The sequence below is a fragment of the Bordetella genomosp. 12 genome (assembly GCF_002261355.1).
In the GTDB taxonomy this organism is placed as follows: domain Bacteria; phylum Pseudomonadota; class Gammaproteobacteria; order Burkholderiales; family Burkholderiaceae_B; genus Bordetella.
Map to the genome: position 1 here is coordinate 1,187,706 of NZ_NEVU01000003.1, position 16,129 is coordinate 1,203,834.

16 protein-coding genes are annotated in these 16,129 nt (G+C 65.9%); 9 read left to right on the plus strand and 7 right to left on the minus strand.

Going from position 1 to position 16,129, the window contains the following annotated elements; genetic code table 11:
• Positions 1-4: 4 nt before the first annotated feature.
• From nusB to ribBA, 3 genes are read right to left on the minus strand one after another with little or no spacing between them, the layout of a single operon-like run.
• On the minus strand, positions 5-493 hold the full coding sequence (gene nusB, locus CAL22_RS17595) for a transcription antitermination factor NusB (RefSeq protein WP_094816760.1): 489 nt from the start codon (positions 491-493) through the stop codon (positions 5-7).
• A gap of 19 nt (positions 494-512) precedes the next feature.
• Positions 513-1,031, minus strand: a complete 519-nt coding sequence (ribH, locus tag CAL22_RS17600) for a 6,7-dimethyl-8-ribityllumazine synthase (RefSeq protein WP_094815496.1) — start codon at positions 1,029-1,031, stop codon at positions 513-515.
• Positions 1,032-1,040: 9 nt separating this feature from the next.
• Positions 1,041-2,213, minus strand: a complete 1,173-nt coding sequence (gene ribBA, locus CAL22_RS17605; protein ID WP_094815498.1) for a bifunctional 3,4-dihydroxy-2-butanone-4-phosphate synthase/GTP cyclohydrolase II — start codon at positions 2,211-2,213, stop codon at positions 1,041-1,043.
• Between the two features lie 135 nt (positions 2,214-2,348).
• Between ribBA and CAL22_RS17610 the strand changes: the two genes are divergently transcribed.
• Both CAL22_RS17610 and CAL22_RS17615 read left to right on the plus strand, forming a co-directional pair.
• Complete coding sequence (locus CAL22_RS17610) at positions 2,349-3,158, plus strand: HAD-IIB family hydrolase (protein WP_094815500.1); 810 nt, start codon at positions 2,349-2,351, stop codon at positions 3,156-3,158.
• 4 nt (positions 3,159-3,162) lie between these two features.
• Positions 3,163-3,960 (plus strand): IclR family transcriptional regulator, encoded by a 798-nt coding sequence (locus CAL22_RS17615; protein ID WP_094816762.1) that lies wholly within the window; start codon positions 3,163-3,165, stop codon positions 3,958-3,960.
• Between the two features lie 38 nt (positions 3,961-3,998).
• On the opposite strand, the gene CAL22_RS17620 is transcribed toward CAL22_RS17615, so the two are convergent.
• The 3 genes from CAL22_RS17620 to CAL22_RS17630 form a co-directional block, all read right to left on the minus strand.
• A complete protein-coding gene (locus CAL22_RS17620; RefSeq protein ID WP_094815502.1) occupies positions 3,999-6,458 on the minus strand; it encodes a TonB-dependent siderophore receptor in 2,460 nt (819 codons plus the stop codon).
• Between the two features lie 100 nt (positions 6,459-6,558).
• Positions 6,559-7,563 carry a FecR family protein gene (locus CAL22_RS17625; protein WP_094815504.1) on the minus strand — a complete coding sequence of 335 codons (1,005 nt, stop codon included), beginning with the start codon at positions 7,561-7,563 and terminating at the stop codon, positions 6,559-6,561.
• Positions 7,560-8,072 carry a sigma-70 family RNA polymerase sigma factor gene (locus CAL22_RS17630; protein ID WP_094815506.1) on the minus strand — a complete coding sequence of 171 codons (513 nt, stop codon included), beginning with the start codon at positions 8,070-8,072 and terminating at the stop codon, positions 7,560-7,562. Before CAL22_RS17630 ends, CAL22_RS17625 begins: the two co-directional genes overlap by 4 nt.
• A 249-nt stretch (positions 8,073-8,321) precedes the next feature.
• Between CAL22_RS17630 and phnD the strand changes: the two genes are divergently transcribed.
• The 5 genes from phnD (at position 8,322) to CAL22_RS17655 (ending at position 13,567) form a co-directional block, all read left to right on the plus strand.
• On the plus strand, positions 8,322-9,326 hold the full coding sequence (gene phnD, locus CAL22_RS17635; protein ID WP_094815508.1) for a phosphate/phosphite/phosphonate ABC transporter substrate-binding protein: 1,005 nt from the start codon (positions 8,322-8,324) through the stop codon (positions 9,324-9,326).
• A 2-nt stretch (positions 9,327-9,328) separates the two neighbouring features.
• The gene (phnC, locus tag CAL22_RS17640) at positions 9,329-10,099 is read left to right on the plus strand and encodes a phosphonate ABC transporter ATP-binding protein (RefSeq protein WP_094815509.1); all 771 of its coding nucleotides are present in this window, start codon (positions 9,329-9,331) and stop codon (positions 10,097-10,099) included.
• Positions 10,087-10,962 carry a phosphonate ABC transporter, permease protein PhnE gene (phnE, locus tag CAL22_RS17645; protein ID WP_094815511.1) on the plus strand — a complete coding sequence of 292 codons (876 nt, stop codon included), beginning with the start codon at positions 10,087-10,089 and terminating at the stop codon, positions 10,960-10,962. The genes phnC and phnE (CAL22_RS17645) overlap by 13 nt, the downstream gene beginning before the upstream one ends.
• On the plus strand, positions 10,959-11,780 hold the full coding sequence (gene phnE, locus CAL22_RS17650) for a phosphonate ABC transporter, permease protein PhnE (protein WP_094815513.1): 822 nt from the start codon (positions 10,959-10,961) through the stop codon (positions 11,778-11,780). Before phnE (CAL22_RS17645) ends, phnE (CAL22_RS17650) begins: the two co-directional genes overlap by 4 nt.
• A gap of 197 nt (positions 11,781-11,977) precedes the next feature.
• A complete protein-coding gene (locus tag CAL22_RS17655; RefSeq protein WP_094816764.1) occupies positions 11,978-13,567 on the plus strand; it encodes a CYTH and CHAD domain-containing protein in 1,590 nt (529 codons plus the stop codon).
• A gap of 58 nt (positions 13,568-13,625) precedes the next feature.
• On the opposite strand, the gene ftsY is transcribed toward CAL22_RS17655, so the two are convergent.
• A complete protein-coding gene (gene ftsY, locus CAL22_RS17660; RefSeq protein WP_167383722.1) occupies positions 13,626-14,897 on the minus strand; it encodes a signal recognition particle-docking protein FtsY in 1,272 nt (423 codons plus the stop codon).
• 72 nt (positions 14,898-14,969) lie between these two features.
• Here ftsY and rsmD point away from each other — a divergent pair, with 72 nt between their 5' ends.
• Positions 14,970-15,590, plus strand: a complete 621-nt coding sequence (gene rsmD, locus CAL22_RS17665; protein ID WP_094815515.1) for a 16S rRNA (guanine(966)-N(2))-methyltransferase RsmD — start codon at positions 14,970-14,972, stop codon at positions 15,588-15,590.
• Positions 15,591-15,613: 23 nt separating this feature from the next.
• Complete coding sequence (gene coaD, locus CAL22_RS17670; protein WP_094815517.1) at positions 15,614-16,126, plus strand: pantetheine-phosphate adenylyltransferase; 513 nt, start codon at positions 15,614-15,616, stop codon at positions 16,124-16,126.
• The last annotated feature ends 3 nt before the right edge of the window (positions 16,127-16,129 follow it).

Below are 16,129 nucleotides of genomic sequence, written 5' to 3' on the forward strand. Positions count from 1 at the left end.
CGCCTTAACGCCGCTGCTGAGCCGCGGCCTGAACCTCGGCAGTGCGCACGTCAGCGGCCAGCTTGTCGAGCACGCCGTTGACGAACTTGAAGCCGTCCGTGCCGCCAAAGGACTTGGCCAGTTCGACCGCCTCGTTGATGGCGACCTTGTACGGCACTTCGACGTGATGCACCAGCTCATAGCTGCCGATCAGCAAAATGCCGTGCTCCACGGGCGACAGCTCGGCCAGCGGGCGGTCGATGTAAGGCGTGAACCGCTCGCGCAGGCCGGGAGCCTCGCGCAACACGCCGTGCAGCAAGGTCTTGAACCACTGCGCGTCGGCTTCGGAGAAGTCCTCGGCATCGCGCAGATGGGCATCGATCTCGCCGGCGTCCTGGGTGCCCTCGCCGCCGCGCAACAGCCACGCATAGACGCCCTGCAGCGCAAACTCGCGCGCGCGGCGGCGCGCGCTGCGCGCATTGGCACGCGCAGCGCCGGCGTTGGCGGCACCCAGCGGGGCCGCCTCGGGGCTATCAGCGCTCGTCTTCTTCGTCGTCAAAATCTTCGTCCTCGTCGTCTTCGTCTTCTTCCTCGGGCTCCAGCGCGGCAACCAGATTGGCCATTTCGACAGCCACCTGAGCGCAATCGCGGCCCTTGCCTTCGGCACGGGCTGCGGCCTGCTCGTCGGTGTCGACCGTCAGCACGCCATTGGCTACCGGGATGCCGGTTTCCAGGGAAATACGGGTGATAGCAGTGGCCGTTTCATTGCTGACCACTTCAAAGTGATAGGTTTCGCCACGAATCACGGCGCCCAGCGCGATCAGGGCATCGAACTCGAACGATTCGGCCATGCGGGCCAGGGCCACGCCCAGCTCCAGGGCGCCCGGCACGGACACGACCATGACGTCGCGCTCGTCCACGCCCAGCTTGCCCAGTTCTTCCAGGCAGGCGGTCAATTCGGTCTGGCCGATCTCTTCGTTGAAGCGGGCGCGCACGATACCAATGTGCAGCCCTTCGCCGTTGAGGTCGGGGGTAAGGATGTAGGGGTTCATTCGTCGGCCTTATTCGTCAGTGTTGCGGGGCGGGGGGCAATCGTAACCCGTAATGGTCAGGGCAAACCCGGCCATGCTGGGCATCTTGCGCGGACGCGCAAGCAGCCGCATCTGGCCGACGTGCAGATCGCGCAGTATCTGCGCGCCAATACCGTAGGTGCGCAAACCGAAACGGTCGCCGTCCTGGGCCGGGGCCTGTTGCGCCGAACCACCCCAATGAGCGATCTGGCCAAACAGGTGTTCGGTCGAGGACTGGCAATTCATCAGCACCATCACGCCGGCCGGCGCCGCGGCAATCGCGGTCAGGGCCTGGCCCAGGCCCCAGCTGTGCGGGCTGGCGCCGGTGTCCAGCGCGTCGAGCAGCGAAGCCGGCTCATGCACGCGCACCAGGGTTTCCTGGCTCGGATCGATCTTACCGTGGACCAGGGCCAAATGGGGGGCTCCGGTCGCGTCGTCGCGGTAGGCGATGGCGCGGAACTCCCCCCAGGGCGTGTGCATCTGACGCTCGCCCACGCGCTGCACGATGGACTCGTGCTCGCTGCGGTACTGAATCAGGTCGGCAATGGTGCCGATCTTGAGGTCATGCTCGCGGGCGAAGCGCACCAGATCCGGCAGCCGGGCCATGGTGCCATCCGGCTTGAGGATCTCGCAGATCACGGCGGCCGGCGTCAGGCCGCCCATGGCGGTCAGATCGCAGCCGGCCTCGGTATGGCCGGCGCGCACGAGCACGCCGCCGGGCACGGCGCGCACCGGGAAGATATGACCCGGTTGCACCAGGTCGCTGGGTTTGGCGTCGCGCGCCACGGCCACCTGGATGGTGCGGGCACGATCCGCGGCCGAAATACCGGTTTCCACGCCCACCGCCGCTTCGATGGACTGGGTAAAATTAGTGCCGTATCGGGTGCCGTTGCGGCTGGCCATCAGCGGCAGATCCAGCTGGCGGCAGCGCTCTTCCGTCAGTGTCAGACAGACCAGCCCGCGGCCGTGCGTGACCATGAAGTTGATCGCTTCGGGCGTGACGAACTCGGCGGCCATGACGAGGTCGCCCTCGTTTTCGCGGTCTTCTTCGTCAACCAGAATGACGATGCGGCCGGCGCGCAGCTCGGCAATGATCTCGGGTACGGAAGCAATGCCGAAGTCCGAAACGGCGTCGGCGGCAACGGAAGATATCTGGGCGGACATGAGAAAGGTAGCCAGCGGGCGGGAAAGTCCGAATTTTACCGCCCTTGGCCGCTTCGCGCCCCCGGGAGCAAAATGCGGGCCGCAGGTACACTGCATCGGCCTGCCGCCAGAACAACGCTGACCTAAAGGAACGACATGCAACCCCTCGCCGCCCTGCCCGGCCCCGTCGCGGCCGCGGTACGCACGGTGCTGACGGATATTGACGATACCGTCACCACCGATGGCCGGCTGACCGCCGACGCCTATACGGCGATGGAGCGCCTCGAGCTGGCCGGCATCCGGGTCATCCCGATTACCGGCCGGCCCGCCGGCTGGTGCGACCATATCGTACGCATGTGGCCGGTGCGGGCCGTGGTCGGCGAGAACGGCGCCTTCTTCTATGCCTATGACCGCAGCGCGCATCGCATGAAGACCCATTACTGGGCCGACGAGGCCACCCGCCGCGCCAACCGGGCACGGCTCAACGCCATCGCCGAGCAGGTGCTGCGCGAGGTTCCCGGCACCGCGCTGGCCAGCGACCAGGCCTATCGCGCCGCCGATCTGGCCATCGATTTCTGCGAGGATGTGCCCGCCCTGCCCCAGGCCGGGATCGACCGCATCGTCAGCCTCTTCACGGCGGCCGGCGCGCAAGCCAAAGTCAGCTCGATTCATGTCAATGGCTGGTTCGGGGAGTACGACAAGCTCAGCATGACGCGCCGGCTTTTCGAACGCGAGCTGGGCCAGAGCATCATGCAGGCGCTGCCCACGACGCTGTTCATTGGCGATTCGCCCAACGACGAACCCATGTTCGAGTTTTTTCCGCTCTCGGTGGGCGTGGCCAATATCCGCGCGCAACTGCACCGCATCAAACACCCGCCGGCGTTCGTGACGCCGTCGCGCGGCGGCGCGGGCTTTGTGGAAATGGCCGAACGCCTGCTTGCCGCCCGGCGCGGCCACGGAGGTTGACACCATGGCAACCGCCAATGATGGGCGCCGCAGCATTCAATCGGTGGAAGTCGGGTTTCCGCTGCTGTCGGCCCTGGTCGATGCGGCCCGCCCGCTGACCCTGCGCGATCTGGCCGCCGCCGCCGGCATGACCTCGGCCAAGGCCCACCCGTATCTGGTGAGCTTCATCCGGGTCGGTCTGGTGCAGCAAGATAGCGTCAGCGGCCACTACGAACTGGGGCCCTTCGCCTTGCAGATGGGCCTGGTGAGCCTGCAACGTCTGGATCCGGTCCGCATGGCCTTGCCGGAGATCGCGCAGTTTCAGGCCGAGATCGGCCACACCGTGGGCCTGGCCGTGCTGGGCTCGCATGGCCCGACCATGGTCCATATCGCCGAGGCCAGCTACCCGGTCCACGTGAACATGCGCCAGGGCACGGTGATGTCCATGCTCAACACCGCCACCGGCCTGGTGTTTGCCGCGTGGCTGCCCCCCAAAGTGGCCGAGCATTACATCGCCCGCGAGGCCAACGATACCGCCGTGACCTCGACGCTGGCCACGCCGCTGAAGGCGGCGCGCCCCGACCATCTGCAAGCCATGTTGGCCGACATCCGGGTCCATGGCATGGCGCGCGCAGTGGGCAATCCCCTGCCCGGGGTGGATGCGCTGTCCGTGCCGGTGTTCGATCATGCGGGCAAGCTGGCGCTGGCGATCACGGCCATCGGCCCCAGCGGGCTGTTCGACGTCGCCTGGAACGGCAGCATCGCTCAACCGCTGCAGCGCTGCGCCCAGGAGATTTCGCGCAAGCTGGGCTGGCGCAACTGAGCAAAGGGGCCCCGCGCCCCTTTGCCGCCTGGCTACGCTCAGAACGTGCCGCGCACCGTCAGCGTCGCATTGCGGGGGTCGCCGTAGAAGCTGCCCCAACCCGGCGCGCCGATGGTCTGGTAGTAGGTCTTGTCGAACAGGTTGTTGATGTTCAACGCCGCGGTCCAGTTCTTGTTGATTTTGTAGCTCACGCGCGCATTCCAGACGGCGTACGACGATTGCGACACCCGCACCCCGCGCGTTTCCGTGTAGCTGCCCGTCTGGTAGTTCACGCCCGCGCCCAGGGTCCATGCGGAGAGCTCGCCCGGCAGGCGGTAATCCGACCACAGACGCAGCATATGCTTGGGCGTGAAGGTGCGGCCGAAGTTGGTGTTGGACACCGTGGTGTCGTCCAGGAACTTCAGGGTGTTGAAGGTGTAGCCGGCGAACATCTGCCAGCCCGGCAGGACTTCGCCACTGATCTCGGCCTCGACCCCCTGGCTGCGCACCTTGCCGCTGGAGACATAGCAGACATCGCCCACCGAGCAGATGCCGGCCAGATCCTGCTGCGCGCGATTTTTCTGGTCGATCCGGAACACGGCCAGCGAGGTGTTCACCCGCCCGTCCATCAACTCGCCCTTGACGCCCACTTCATAGTTTTTGCCCACCATGGGGTCGAGCAACTTGCCGGAGGCATCCAGCGCATTCTGCGGCTCGAAAATCTCCGCGTAGCTGACGTAACCCGACCACTGCGGGTTGAAGGCATAGATCAGGCCGCCATACGGCGTGACCACGCCGTTTTCTTTGTACGGATCGGTATAGCGCTCACCGCCATCGCGATAGTGGGCGGTGTTTTCATACCAGCTCACCCGGGCGCCGGCCACCAGGGTCAGCGGATCGGCCAGACGGAAGCGGCCGACCCCATACACGCCGGTCTGCTTCATTTTGATGATGGTCGCATCACCCCGATAGGCGTTCTCGCGCAGCCAGTCATCGGTGGGCTCGGGCACGTCATGATCGGGATTCCAGACGTCCATGACGCGTCCCAGGCGCGCCGTCGCGAAGTCGTTCTTGCTGGTCAGGTGGTTGACGCTGGCGCCGAAGCTGACCGAATGTTTGCGGCCGAGCGCCTCGAAGGCGCCATCGACGTCCAGGTTCAACGCCTTGTTGTGCGTGGAGAAATCGAAGATACCGGCGTACATCGTCGGCCCCGACCCGGTCAGCGGATTGACCGCGCCCTCGGTGAAGGCATATTTGGTGTCGTTGGACTCGTGCGTGGTGTTGCCGGTCAGCTTGACCGACCAATCCTGGTTGAAGCGGTGCGCCAGTTCGGCGAAAGCCGTGGTCTGCTTGCCGTCCCAGCGGTTCCAGCGCTGCGCGAACGAGGTGGAGCGCTTGAGCCCGATATCGTCGCCGTTGGTGTAATGCGGCAGGCCGTGGAAGAACGGCGTGGACCGCAGGTCCTCATAGCTGACACCGCCGGTGATGGTGGTCGACGGGCTGATGTCGTAGCTCAGCACGCCATACAGGACGGTATTGCGGCTCTTGGCCACATCGTAGAAGTAGTCGCGGTCGTTGTAGCTGGCCACGGCGCGCCCGCGCAAGGTCCCGGATTCGTTCAGCGGGCCGGTGGCATCGATGTCGGTGCGGTAGTTATCCCACGAGCCGGCGCTGGCCGCCACCTGCAACTGGTTTTCCGCCAGCGGGCGTTTGCGCACCAGATTGATCGACGCGCTGGGCGACCCCGCGCCTTGCAACAGGCCGGTGGAACCGCGCACGATCTCCACCCGGTCCAGAATCACCGTGCTGCTGGTGAAGCTGTTTGCCTGGGGATAATAGAACTCGCGATTGACGCCATCGAACTGGTAGGTATCGACGCGAAAGCCCCGCGAGAAGACATAGTTGCCGCCCATAGGGCTTTTATAGAGCGTCATGCCCGTGCTGTTGGCCAGCACATCATCGAGGCTGTTGGCGTTCTGGTCATCCATGCGCTGGCGCGTCACTACCGTGACCGACTGCGGGATATCCTTGACCGATTGTTTGCCCTTGCCGATGGTGACAATGCCGCTGGTGTAGCTGCCGCTGCCTTCGGTCGTGGCCGAATCGTAGGCGCCGGTCACCGCCACCGGTGCCAGCATCGATACGCCGGCGCCGTCCTGCGGCATGCGGCGCAACTGGTAGCCCTCGCCGTTGGGGTTGGCCACGGCCTGCAAGCCGGTGCCGGCCAGCAACTGGGCCAGGCCCTGCTCGGGCGTGTAACGGCCCGACAAACCTTGCGTCATGACGCCGCGCGTCAGGGCAGGCGAGGCGGCAACCGTGATTTTTGCGGCGGTGCCGAACTGGCCCAGGGCCTGGTCCAGTGTGGTGGGCGCGATGGCGAAAACGATGTCGGCGGCCGGGGCGGTCTGGGCCCAGGCCAGCGCCGGGGCGGCCAGCGCGAGTTGAACGGCAAGACACAGGCGCGCGGGGCGCGCGCCTAGCATCGTTGCGAAAAGGGTTGAGGACTGGCGTGATGCCATGACTGGGATTCCTGGTTCGTCTGATGAAAGGACCAGACCTCGGGCGCCTCGAAGTCTGTTTATCTACCTAACGAACGAGAATCGATAATCTTCGCGGTTGTTACAACTTTCTGCCCGGGCCATCCGGTTGGCCCACGCTGACCCAATAACGCGTGTGATACCGAAGCTGCAGGCCCAGCACGCTGGCCAGCACCTCCAGGGCGCGATCGGTGTCGTCGACCCGGAACGCGCCCGTGACTTCGCGGCTGGCCACCTCGGCGTCGCAACGCAGCACGCCCGGGCGATAACGCCCCAGTTCGGCCAGAAAGCGATCGAGCCGCATGCGATTGGCCACGAGCATGCCGTTGGCCCACGCAGGCTGGTCTTCCGCCACCGCGGCGGCAAACAGCAAGCTGTGGTCGTCGAGTTCGGCCATCTCGCCGGCATGGACCACGCGCGCGGCCTGGGCCCGCTGCGCGGGCTCGGCGCGCACGGCGCCCTCGAAGACGGTCAGACGAGTGATGCTGCGGCCGTCGTCCAGTTGGCGCACGGCAAACCGCGTGCCCAAGGGCGTGAGCCAGGCATTGGGCGTTTTCACGCTGAAGGGCCGCCCGGCGGGTTCGGCCGCCGTGGCGATCATGATCTCGCCTTCACGCAAAACCAGTTGGCGGCGCACGGCGTCGTAGCGCAGGCTCACGACCGAGCCGGTGTTCATGGTCAGCACCGTGCCATCCGGCAAGGTCAGCGTCCGCTGCTCGCCGGTCGCGGTCCGGTAGACATCGCTGCCATCCCACAGCCCCTGGCGCGCGCCCAGCCATCCACACGACCCCAGCACGACGCCGCCCGCTATCCACTTGAGCGCACTGCGGCGCGAACGCTGATCGCAATAACGCAAGATGGTTTGCCCCGCCGCCGCGCCGGAAACCGGCCCGGCCGTGGCCGCCCCCAGATCCTGGCTGATGCCCTGCAAGCGCTGCCAGGCCAGTTCGTGGCGCGAGTCGGCCTGCCGCCAGGCCGTACAGGCCGCTTCCAGATCGGCATCGAGCGCACCGTGCGTGCGCATCATCCATTGCGCGGCCTGCTCAACGATGGCAGGGTGCAAGCGCTCAGTCCGGGCGACGCTCATGCGTACAACACGCCGTAGCAATGCTGCCAAGCCTTGACCATATCGCGCTGCACGGCCTGCACCGACACGCCCAGGGCCTCGCTGACTTCCTTGTACGTCAGGCCCTCGACCTGGGCCAGCACGAACACCCGCCGCACGCGCGGGGGCAATTGCTCCATCATGCGGCAGACCGCATCCAGCGCTTCGATCACCAGCACCTGCGTCTCGGGGCTGGCCACCACATCCTCGGCGCGCGCGGCCAGCGTTTCGAGATAGGCCTGCTCGATCGCCCGGCGGCGGGACTGATCGATCAGCAGCCGCTTGGCCACGGTGGTCAGAAAGCCGCGCGGTTCGGCAAACGCCGCGCGCGACCCGCTGCGCATGACACGCTCGAAGGTGTCGTGAGCGAGGTCGGCCGCATTGTCTGGCCCGCCGCCCAGGCGGCGGCGCAACATCTGCACCAGCCAGCCATGATGCTCGCGGTACAGGCTGACAAATTCGTCGGAGGACGCGTAATCGACAGGTTGCACGAGGGGACTTTCCGTAAACGCTAATAGGAATTATTGCTAATTTTAAATGATCCCCGCTCGGCACGCGCCGCAGGCTGCAAAACCGCCCGCCCGCCGGGCCTGGAAGGCCGCAAGCGAACGTAAAACGAAAAAAACGAATAAAACACGCAAAAAAAGATCGGGAACCCCCCAAGTTTGCGGCGCGTTTTTTTGTGTTTGAATTTCAAGACAAGGTTCATGACCAGTAAAAAAACCAACGGAGACAAACCCATGCAAGCCAAGCGCATGCTGCAAACCGCTTTCTTCCTGGCTCTGGCCTCAGGCGCCCAGGCCGCGTTCGCCGCCGACACCTGCCCCAACCGGGGCGATCTGGATGTCATGTACTGCGACGCCAACAAGGATCTGGTGGCCGATACCCCGACCGATGCGGCCAAGCAGAAAACGCCGTCGACGCTGGTCTTTACCTACACGCCCGTCGAAGACCCCGCCGTGTATGAAGACATCTTCAAGCCGTTTACGCAGCACCTGGCGCAATGTACGGGCAAGCGCGTGGTCTTCTACCAGGTGCAAAGCAACGCCGCGGAGATCGAAGCCATGCGCTCGGGCCGTTTGCATGTAGGCGGTTTTTCCACCGGCCCCACGGCTTATGCGGTGAATATCGCCGGCGCGGTGCCGTTTGCGGTCAAGGGCTATGCCGATGGATTCCAGGGCTACAACCTGATCGTCATCGTCAAGAAAGACAGTCCCTATCAGAAGCTCACCGACCTCAAGGGCAAGAAGCTGGCGCACACCGCGCCGTCGTCCAACTCCGGGCATATGGCGCCGGTCGCGCTGTTTCCCAAGGAAGGCCTGACGCCCGACAAGGATTACAAGGTGGTGTTCTCGGGCAAGCATGACCAATCGGTCATGGGGGTGAACTCCGGCGATTACGACGCGGCCGCCGTGGCCTCGGATGTGTTCAAGCGCATGGCCGAGCGCGGCCAGATCAAGGAAGAGGATTTCCGCGTCATCTACCGCAGCGAGAAATTCCCCACCTCGTCTTTTTCATACGCGCACGATCTGGAACCGAAGTTCCGCGATCAGATGCTCAAGTGCTTCTACGACTATCGCTTCCCCGATGAGATGAAGAAAGCCTTCGACGGCGCCGATCGCTTTTATCCGGTCACCTACCAGAAGGATTGGGCCATCGTGCGGGAAGTGGCCGAATCGGGCGGCGAGAGCTTCAACCGCGCCGCCTATGACCGCGAGGCCGCCAAGTCCAAGGGCAAGCAATAAGCATGACGACGTCTTTGCGTATTACCGGCCTGGTCAAGGAGTACCGGGCCGGGCAGCCGGTGCTCAAGGGGATCGATCTGCAGGTGGCCGGCCAGGGGCTGACCGCCATCATCGGCCCCTCGGGCACCGGCAAGAGCACGCTGCTGCGCTGCGTGAACCGGCTGATCGAGCCCACCCGCGGCGAAATCGTGCTGCAGGCGGACGGCGCCACCGTGGACCTGGCGCGCGTGCGCGGCCAGGCATTGCGGCATGCGCGCCGGCGCATCGGCATGGTGTTCCAGGAGTACAACCTGGTCGAGCGGCTGACCGTGATGGAAAACCTGCTGACCGGGCGCCTGGGCTACACCTCGGCGCTCAAAGCCTGGTTGCGGCGTTTCGAGCCCGAGGACATCGAACGCGCCTTCGCGCTGATGGATACGGTGGGGCTGGCAGGCTTTGCCGATCAGCGCGCCGACGCCCTGTCCGGCGGGCAGCGCCAGCGCGTGGGCATCGCCCGGGCCCTGATGCAACGCCCCCAATTGCTGCTGGCCGACGAGCCCACCTCGTCGCTGGACCCCAAGACCTCGGTGGAGATCATGGAGCTGCTGACCGAACAGGGCAGCGCCAGCGGGATCCCGGTGCTGGTCAACATCCATGACGTGGAGCTTGCCCGCCGCTACGCCTCGCGCATCGTGGGCATGTCCGGCGGCCAGGTGGTCTACGACGGCGACGGACGGGGGCTGGACACGGCCACGCTGAAAGCCATCTACGGAGGCGAGTCGTGGTTGCAGTAGCAAACAGCCAGCGCAGCGGCCGGCGGCCGTTCGCCCTGTCATGGCAGACCCGCCTGCTGGCGTTGCTGCTGGTGGTGTACGCCGTCTATGCCGCAGCGCAACTGGACTTTAACTGGACGCGCATCAAGCATGGCATGGACCATGCATCGACGTTCCTGGCGCGCATGTTTCCGCCCAATTTCGAAAAGCCCGCCACCCTGTGGAAGGGTATCGCGGAAAGCCTCGAGATCGCGGTGCTGGCCTCGCTGCTGGGCATTGTGCTGTCGCTGCCGGTCGGGCTGCTGGGCGCGCGCAATATGATGCCGGCCTGGGTATCGTGGCCGGCGCGCACGCTGGTGGCGCTGTGCCGGTCCTTGCATCCGGTGATCGTGGCCATCCTGTTCGTCAAGGCGGTAGGCTTTGGCGCGCTGGCCGGCATCCTGGCGCTCACCGTGGCCTCCATCGGCTTTATCGGCAAGCTGTTCACCGAGGCCATCGAGGAAATCTCGCTCAAACAGGTCGAAGCAGTGCGTGCCACGGGCGCATCGTTTCCCAACCTCATCATCTTCGGCGTCCTGCCCCAGGTGTTCGCCCGCTTTGTGGGCTTTGCCACCTATCAGTTCGACTCCAATTTACGCAACTCCACCATGGTGGGCATCGTGGGCGCGGGCGGCGTGGGCGGCACGCTCTTTTCGGCCTTCCAGCGCTTTGACTATGACTTCGTCTCGGCCATCCTGATCACGCTCATCGCCATCATCATGCTGGGCGAAATGCTGGCCGGCATGGTGCGCGCCGTGTTCCTCGAGGGCTGGAGCTTCGACCGCATCCTGGCCAAGCGCTTCAATGGCGCGCGCGGCCTGGGCAAACCGGAGCGCCGACCATGACCAGTGCGCTGATGTCCCAACCGCAGGCCGGGCAACGCATCTGGCGGCGCTACAGCGCAGGGCAACGCCTGCTGCGCTTCATGCTCTATCTGCTGGTGGTGGCCGCCGTCGTGCAGGCCGTGCGCAGTGTCGAGGTCATTCCGGAGTTTCTATACGACGCGCCGGAACAGATGGCCGATCTGCTGCGCCGCATGTGGCCCATAGACTGGTCGTTCTACGCCGAAGGCGTGCATGGCCCGCTCATCGAAACGCTGCACATCGCCACACTGGGCACGCTCCTGTCGGTGCTGCTGGCCGTGCCGGTGGGCCTGCTGGCCGCGCACAACCTCACCCCCAGCCGCATCCTCAATCAACTGGCGCGCCTCATTCTGGTTTCCAGCCGCTCGGTCAATTCGCTGGTGTGGGCCTTGCTGTTCATCGCCATTTTCGGTCCGGGCGCGCTAGCTGGCACCCTGGCCATCGCCTTCCGGTCCATCGGCTTTGTCGGCAAACTGGTGGGCGAAGCCCTCGAGCAGGCCCATCGCGGCCCCATTGAGGCGCTGACCGCCACCGGGGCCAGCCGCGCCGCGGTGCTGTGGTATGGCTATTGGCCCCAGATACGGCCGGCGTTCTGGTCCATCGTGCTGCTGCGCTGGGATATCAATGTGCGCGAATCGGCCGTGCTGGGGCTGGTCGGCGCGGGCGGCATCGGTATGGCGCTGGACACCGCGCTGAACCTGTTCCAATGGGATCGGGTCGCGCTGGTGCTGGTCTCCATTTTTGCGATCGTCGTCGTGGCAGAGATCCTCATCACCCAGGCCCGCAAGCGCATCCTTTGAGCCGCCGGCAGGCCGCCCGGACCATGCCGCCCCTTTCGGGCGGCTTTTTTTCGCCGGCGCCGGGAGGTTAGTCGCGGAATTGGCGATAAAGCACCGGATTTACTCAATTTTCTTGATTTATTTCCAATATATGACCGGTCATCAAGAACCGGCTATGCCATGATTACTATCCCAACTTTTGCGTGGGCCAGGCCGACATGTCAGAACAAGAGTTGAAACTGCACGTCCCCGCCGCCGCGGTCGACGGCGTCAAACAGGAAATCGCCGCACGCCAGGCCACGCGCCTGCCTCTGCGCGCCATGTATTTCGATACACCCGAGCGCGAGCTGGTCAGGGCGCGCATCGCCTTGCGTCTGCGCCAGGAAGGCGACACCTGGGTGCAGACCGTCAAGATGCCGGGCGCCAATGCGATCAGCCGCATCGAGCTCAATCACATTCGTCCCGGCCCGGTGCTCGATCTGTCGGTCTACGCCGGCACCGAGGTGGGCGACGCCCTGGCGCGCATTCAGGGACAACTGGGTGTGCGCTACGAGACCGATGTGCAGCGCCTGCTCTGTAAGCTGCGGGCCCGCGAGGGCACGATCGAAGCCGCCCTGGACCTGGGCGTGCTGCGCGCTGGCGGGTTGGAACTGCCGATCTGCGAGGTCGAGTTCGAGCTGCTCTCCGGCCGCCCTCAGGCGATCTTCAGCGTGGCGCGCAGTTGGCAGCAGCGCCACGGACTGGTGCTGGACTCACGCAGTAAATCCGAGCGCGGCGATGCGCTGGCGCAACTGGCCGCCGCGCTGCAGCTGGCGGGCGACGAAGCCACCGCCCAGCAGATCGTGGCGCGTTTCTGGGCCCCGCGGAACGCGGCCAGCGTCAAGCTCGGCGCGGAGATGACGCCCGTGCAGGCGATGAGCCGGGTGGGCGACGAATGCCTGGAGCAGATCATCCGCAATGCGGCGATGCTGGCCGAAGTGGACACGGCCGGGGTGTACGCCGCGGGCGGCCCCGAGCATGTCCATCAACTGCGCGTGGGCATGCGCCGCCTGCGCTCGGCATGGAGCCTTTTCGACGGCGTCGTCGAAGCCGCGCCCGAGCCCTTGCAGGCGGGGTTGCGGGAATACTTCGGCGCACTGGGCGCCAGCCGCGACCAGGATGTGCTGGCCGACACCATCATCCCCGCGCTCACCGAAGCCGGCATGCCCGACATCCCGGTCGAACCCGTAGCACGAGGCGCCGATGCGCGGGCGCTATGCGGCGGCGCGGCCTTCCAGAGCTGGCTGCTGGACTTATACGAATGGAGCATGAATGTGCGTCCGGCCCCGGGCACCCAGGGGCTGCCCGCCGCGGTGGTGAGCGACGGCTTGCCTATCGAACCGGCCATCATCCCGCTGGACGCCGCGCCGCCCAAGCCGACACTGCAACCCTTTCTGGCCGGACGGCTGCGTAAATGGCATAAACAGGTCGTCTCGCAAGGCCGGCAGTTTGCCGATCTGGAGCTCGAAGCACGCCATGAACTGCGCAAACGCGCCAAGCGGCTGCGCTACGCGCTGACGTTCGCGGAATCCCTGCTGCCCAGCGCACGGCTGCGCGCGTATCGCAAGCAACTGGCGCGAGTGCAGGATCTGCTGGGCGAAATCAATGATCTGGCGGTCGCCGCGGAGCACTATCGGGCGCAGACGCTGCATCATCCGCAGGCCTGGTTCGCCCTGGGCTGGATCGCGGCCCGCCTGGAGACGCTGGCCGCCGAGGCCCAGCCCACGTTCGTGAAGCTGGCCGGCGGCAAGGCTTTCTGGAAGCGCTGACCCTGGCGCCAGGCTTGCGGGCGCGCGGCCCGCAAGCAGGCCGCCCACCCGCCACGCCTCAATCGGCCAGCAGCGCGGAGGCGAACTCCTCGGCCACAAAGGGTTGCAGGTCTTCGAGGCCCTCGCCCACACCGATCCAGTAGACCGGCACGGGCCGCACGCCCTGGCTGCCCGCGGCCACCGCCGCCAGCGTGCCGCCCTTGGCGGTGCCGTCCAGCTTGGTCACGACCAGGCCGGTCAGTTGGATGGCGGCATCGAAAGCGCGGATCTGCGCCAGCGCGTTTTGCCCGGTATTGCCGTCGACCACCAGCAACACCTCGTGCGGCGCGCTGGCGTCGGCCTTGCCCACGACGCGGCGGATCTTCTTGAGCTCTTCCATCAGATGCAACTGCGTGGGCAGACGCCCGGCGGTGTCTATCATGACCACGCCGACGCCCCGGGCGCGGCCCGCATTGACGGCGTCAAACGCCACGGCGGCCGGATCGCCACCCTCTTGGGCGATGACGGTGACGTTGTTGCGGCTGCCCCATTCGATCAGTTGCTCGCGTGCGGCGGCGCGGAAGGTGTCGCCCGCGGCCAACAGCACGCTGGCACCCTGGCGCTGGAAGGTGTGCGCCAGCTTGCCGATGGAGGTGGTTTTGCCCGCGCCGTTGACGCCGGCGATCATCACCACCAGCGGCTGCGTGCGCTTGAGATCAAAGCTGCGCTCCAGCGGCTTGAGATGTTGCGTCAGCAACTGACGCAACGCGGTCTTGACCTGGGCGGCGTCTTCGATGCGTTCTTTCTTGACGCGGGCGCGCAGTTCGGTGAGCAGCTTGTCGGTGGCCTCGATGCCGGCATCGGCCATGATGAGCGCCGACTCCAGTTCTTCGAACAGGTTCTCATCGACTTTGACGCCGACGAAAATGCCGCCGATGCTCTGCCCCGTACGCGCCAGGCCTTGCTTGAGCCGGCTGAGCCAAGAGGATTTCTTGGGCGCGGCGGCGGCTTCGGGCTCGGCAGCCGGCACGGGCGCGGCAGGCGGCACGCTGGCCGGCGCCGGCGCCGCGGTTGGCGTTGGCGTTGGGGCGGGTGCTGGGACGGGTGCCGGTGCCGGTGCCGGCGCGACGGGCGCGGGGCTGGGCGCGGCCGGCGCCGCGGCGGGCCGAGGCACGGCCACCGGCGGCGGCGCGGCGGGTGCCGGCGCGGACGGGACGGGGGCCGGGGAGACCGGGGACGGAGCAGCGGGCGGCGAGACGGGCTCGGCCGGCTGGGTGACGGGCTCCGGCGGCGGCGCGGGCGTGGCCGGCGCGGCGGGCGGAGGGGTCTTTTTCTTGAAGAAGCTGAACATGAGCAAAAGTATATTCGGGATCGCCATCACCACGCTGCGACCGGCTACTATTCGCGCCAGGAGGTTCCGTTCTTGAAGCAATCCGCAAGCGGCGCACGCGCCATACGCATCGTCGGCGGCCAGTTCCGCCGCACTCCGATCACCGTGCCGGATGTCCCCGGCCTGCGGCCCACGCCCGACCGGGTGCGTGAAACCCTGTTCAACTGGTTGAGCCACCTCTGGCAGGACGGCTTCCACGACAAGCGCGTGCTGGATCTGTTTGCCGGCAGCGGCGCGCTCGGGCTGGAAGCCGCCTCGCGCGGGGTGGCCCAGGTTCAGATGGTCGAGCGCGACCGCGCGGCGGTGTCCGCGCTGCGGACGCTGCGCGACAAACTGAAGGCCGAGCAGGTCCGCATCCATGCGGGCGACGCCATGCATGCCCTCGCGCGCATGGACGCATCGCGCTTTGATCTGGTGCTGCTGGACCCGCCTTTCGGGCAGGGCTGGCTGGAGCGGATCTGGCCCTTGCTGCCCGCCGTGCTGGACGACGGCGCCCTGGTCTATGTGGAATCGGAAGCGCCGCTCGCCCCGCCCGCGGGTTTTGAGCTTTTACGCAACGGTAAAGCCGGCGCTGTCCATTACGGTTTGCTCCAGTTTGCTGCATTGCGGAAAACGGACAATAATCCGGTTTCGGAGGATGGTGTAACGCCATAAACAAATAAGGTTTGGGAGCCTGCATGATCACTGCCGTATACCCCGGCACGTTCGACCCGCTGACGCGCGGTCACGAAGACTTGGTGCGCCGCGCCGCGGCCCTGTTCGACAAAGTGGTCGTGGGGGTGGCGTTCAGCCGCAACAAAAAGCCTTTTTTCAGCATCGAAGAGCGGGTGGAGATCGCCCGCGAGGTGCTGGGCCATTACCCCAATGTCGAAGTGCGCAGCTTCGGCGGCCTGCTCAAGGACTTCGTGCGCGAGCAGAATGGCCGCGTCATCGTGCGCGGGCTGCGCGCCGTATCGGACTTCGAGTATGAGTTCCAGATGGCCGGCATGAACCGCCATCTGCTGCCCGACGTCGAGACGCTGTTCATGACGCCCTCGGATCAATACCAGTTCATTTCGGGCACCATCGTGCGCGAAATCGCCCAACTGGGCGGTGACGTCAGCAAATTCGTCTTTCCCTCGGTCGAGCGTTGGCTGCAAGCCAAGGCCAAGGAACGCCGCGAGCAGTCCTGGCCCAATAACGCGGGCTGAGCA

Bases quoted from the DNA above. Each gene is read 5' to 3' on its own strand.
- CAL22_RS17615 (WP_094816762.1), top strand. From the start codon at position 3,163: ATGGCAACCGCCAATGATGGGCGCCGCAGCATTCAATCGGTGGAAGTC.
- ftsY (WP_167383722.1), bottom strand. From the start codon at position 14,897: ATGTTCAGCTTCTTCAAGAAAAAGACCCCTCCGCCCGCCGCGCCGGCC.
- CAL22_RS17620 (WP_094815502.1), bottom strand. From the start codon at position 6,458: ATGGCATCACGCCAGTCCTCAACCCTTTTCGCAACGATGCTAGGCGCG.
- coaD (WP_094815517.1), top strand. From the start codon at position 15,614: ATGATCACTGCCGTATACCCCGGCACGTTCGACCCGCTGACGCGCGGT.
- phnC (WP_094815509.1), top strand. From the start codon at position 9,329: ATGACGACGTCTTTGCGTATTACCGGCCTGGTCAAGGAGTACCGGGCC.
- CAL22_RS17655 (WP_094816764.1), top strand. From the start codon at position 11,978: ATGTCAGAACAAGAGTTGAAACTGCACGTCCCCGCCGCCGCGGTCGAC.
- ribBA (WP_094815498.1), bottom strand. From the start codon at position 2,213: ATGTCCGCCCAGATATCTTCCGTTGCCGCCGACGCCGTTTCGGACTTC.
- phnD (WP_094815508.1), top strand. From the start codon at position 8,322: ATGCAAGCCAAGCGCATGCTGCAAACCGCTTTCTTCCTGGCTCTGGCC.
- ribH (WP_094815496.1), bottom strand. From the start codon at position 1,031: ATGAACCCCTACATCCTTACCCCCGACCTCAACGGCGAAGGGCTGCAC.
- phnE (WP_094815513.1), top strand. From the start codon at position 10,959: ATGACCAGTGCGCTGATGTCCCAACCGCAGGCCGGGCAACGCATCTGG.
- CAL22_RS17625 (WP_094815504.1), bottom strand. From the start codon at position 7,563: ATGAGCGTCGCCCGGACTGAGCGCTTGCACCCTGCCATCGTTGAGCAG.
- CAL22_RS17610 (WP_094815500.1), top strand. From the start codon at position 2,349: ATGCAACCCCTCGCCGCCCTGCCCGGCCCCGTCGCGGCCGCGGTACGC.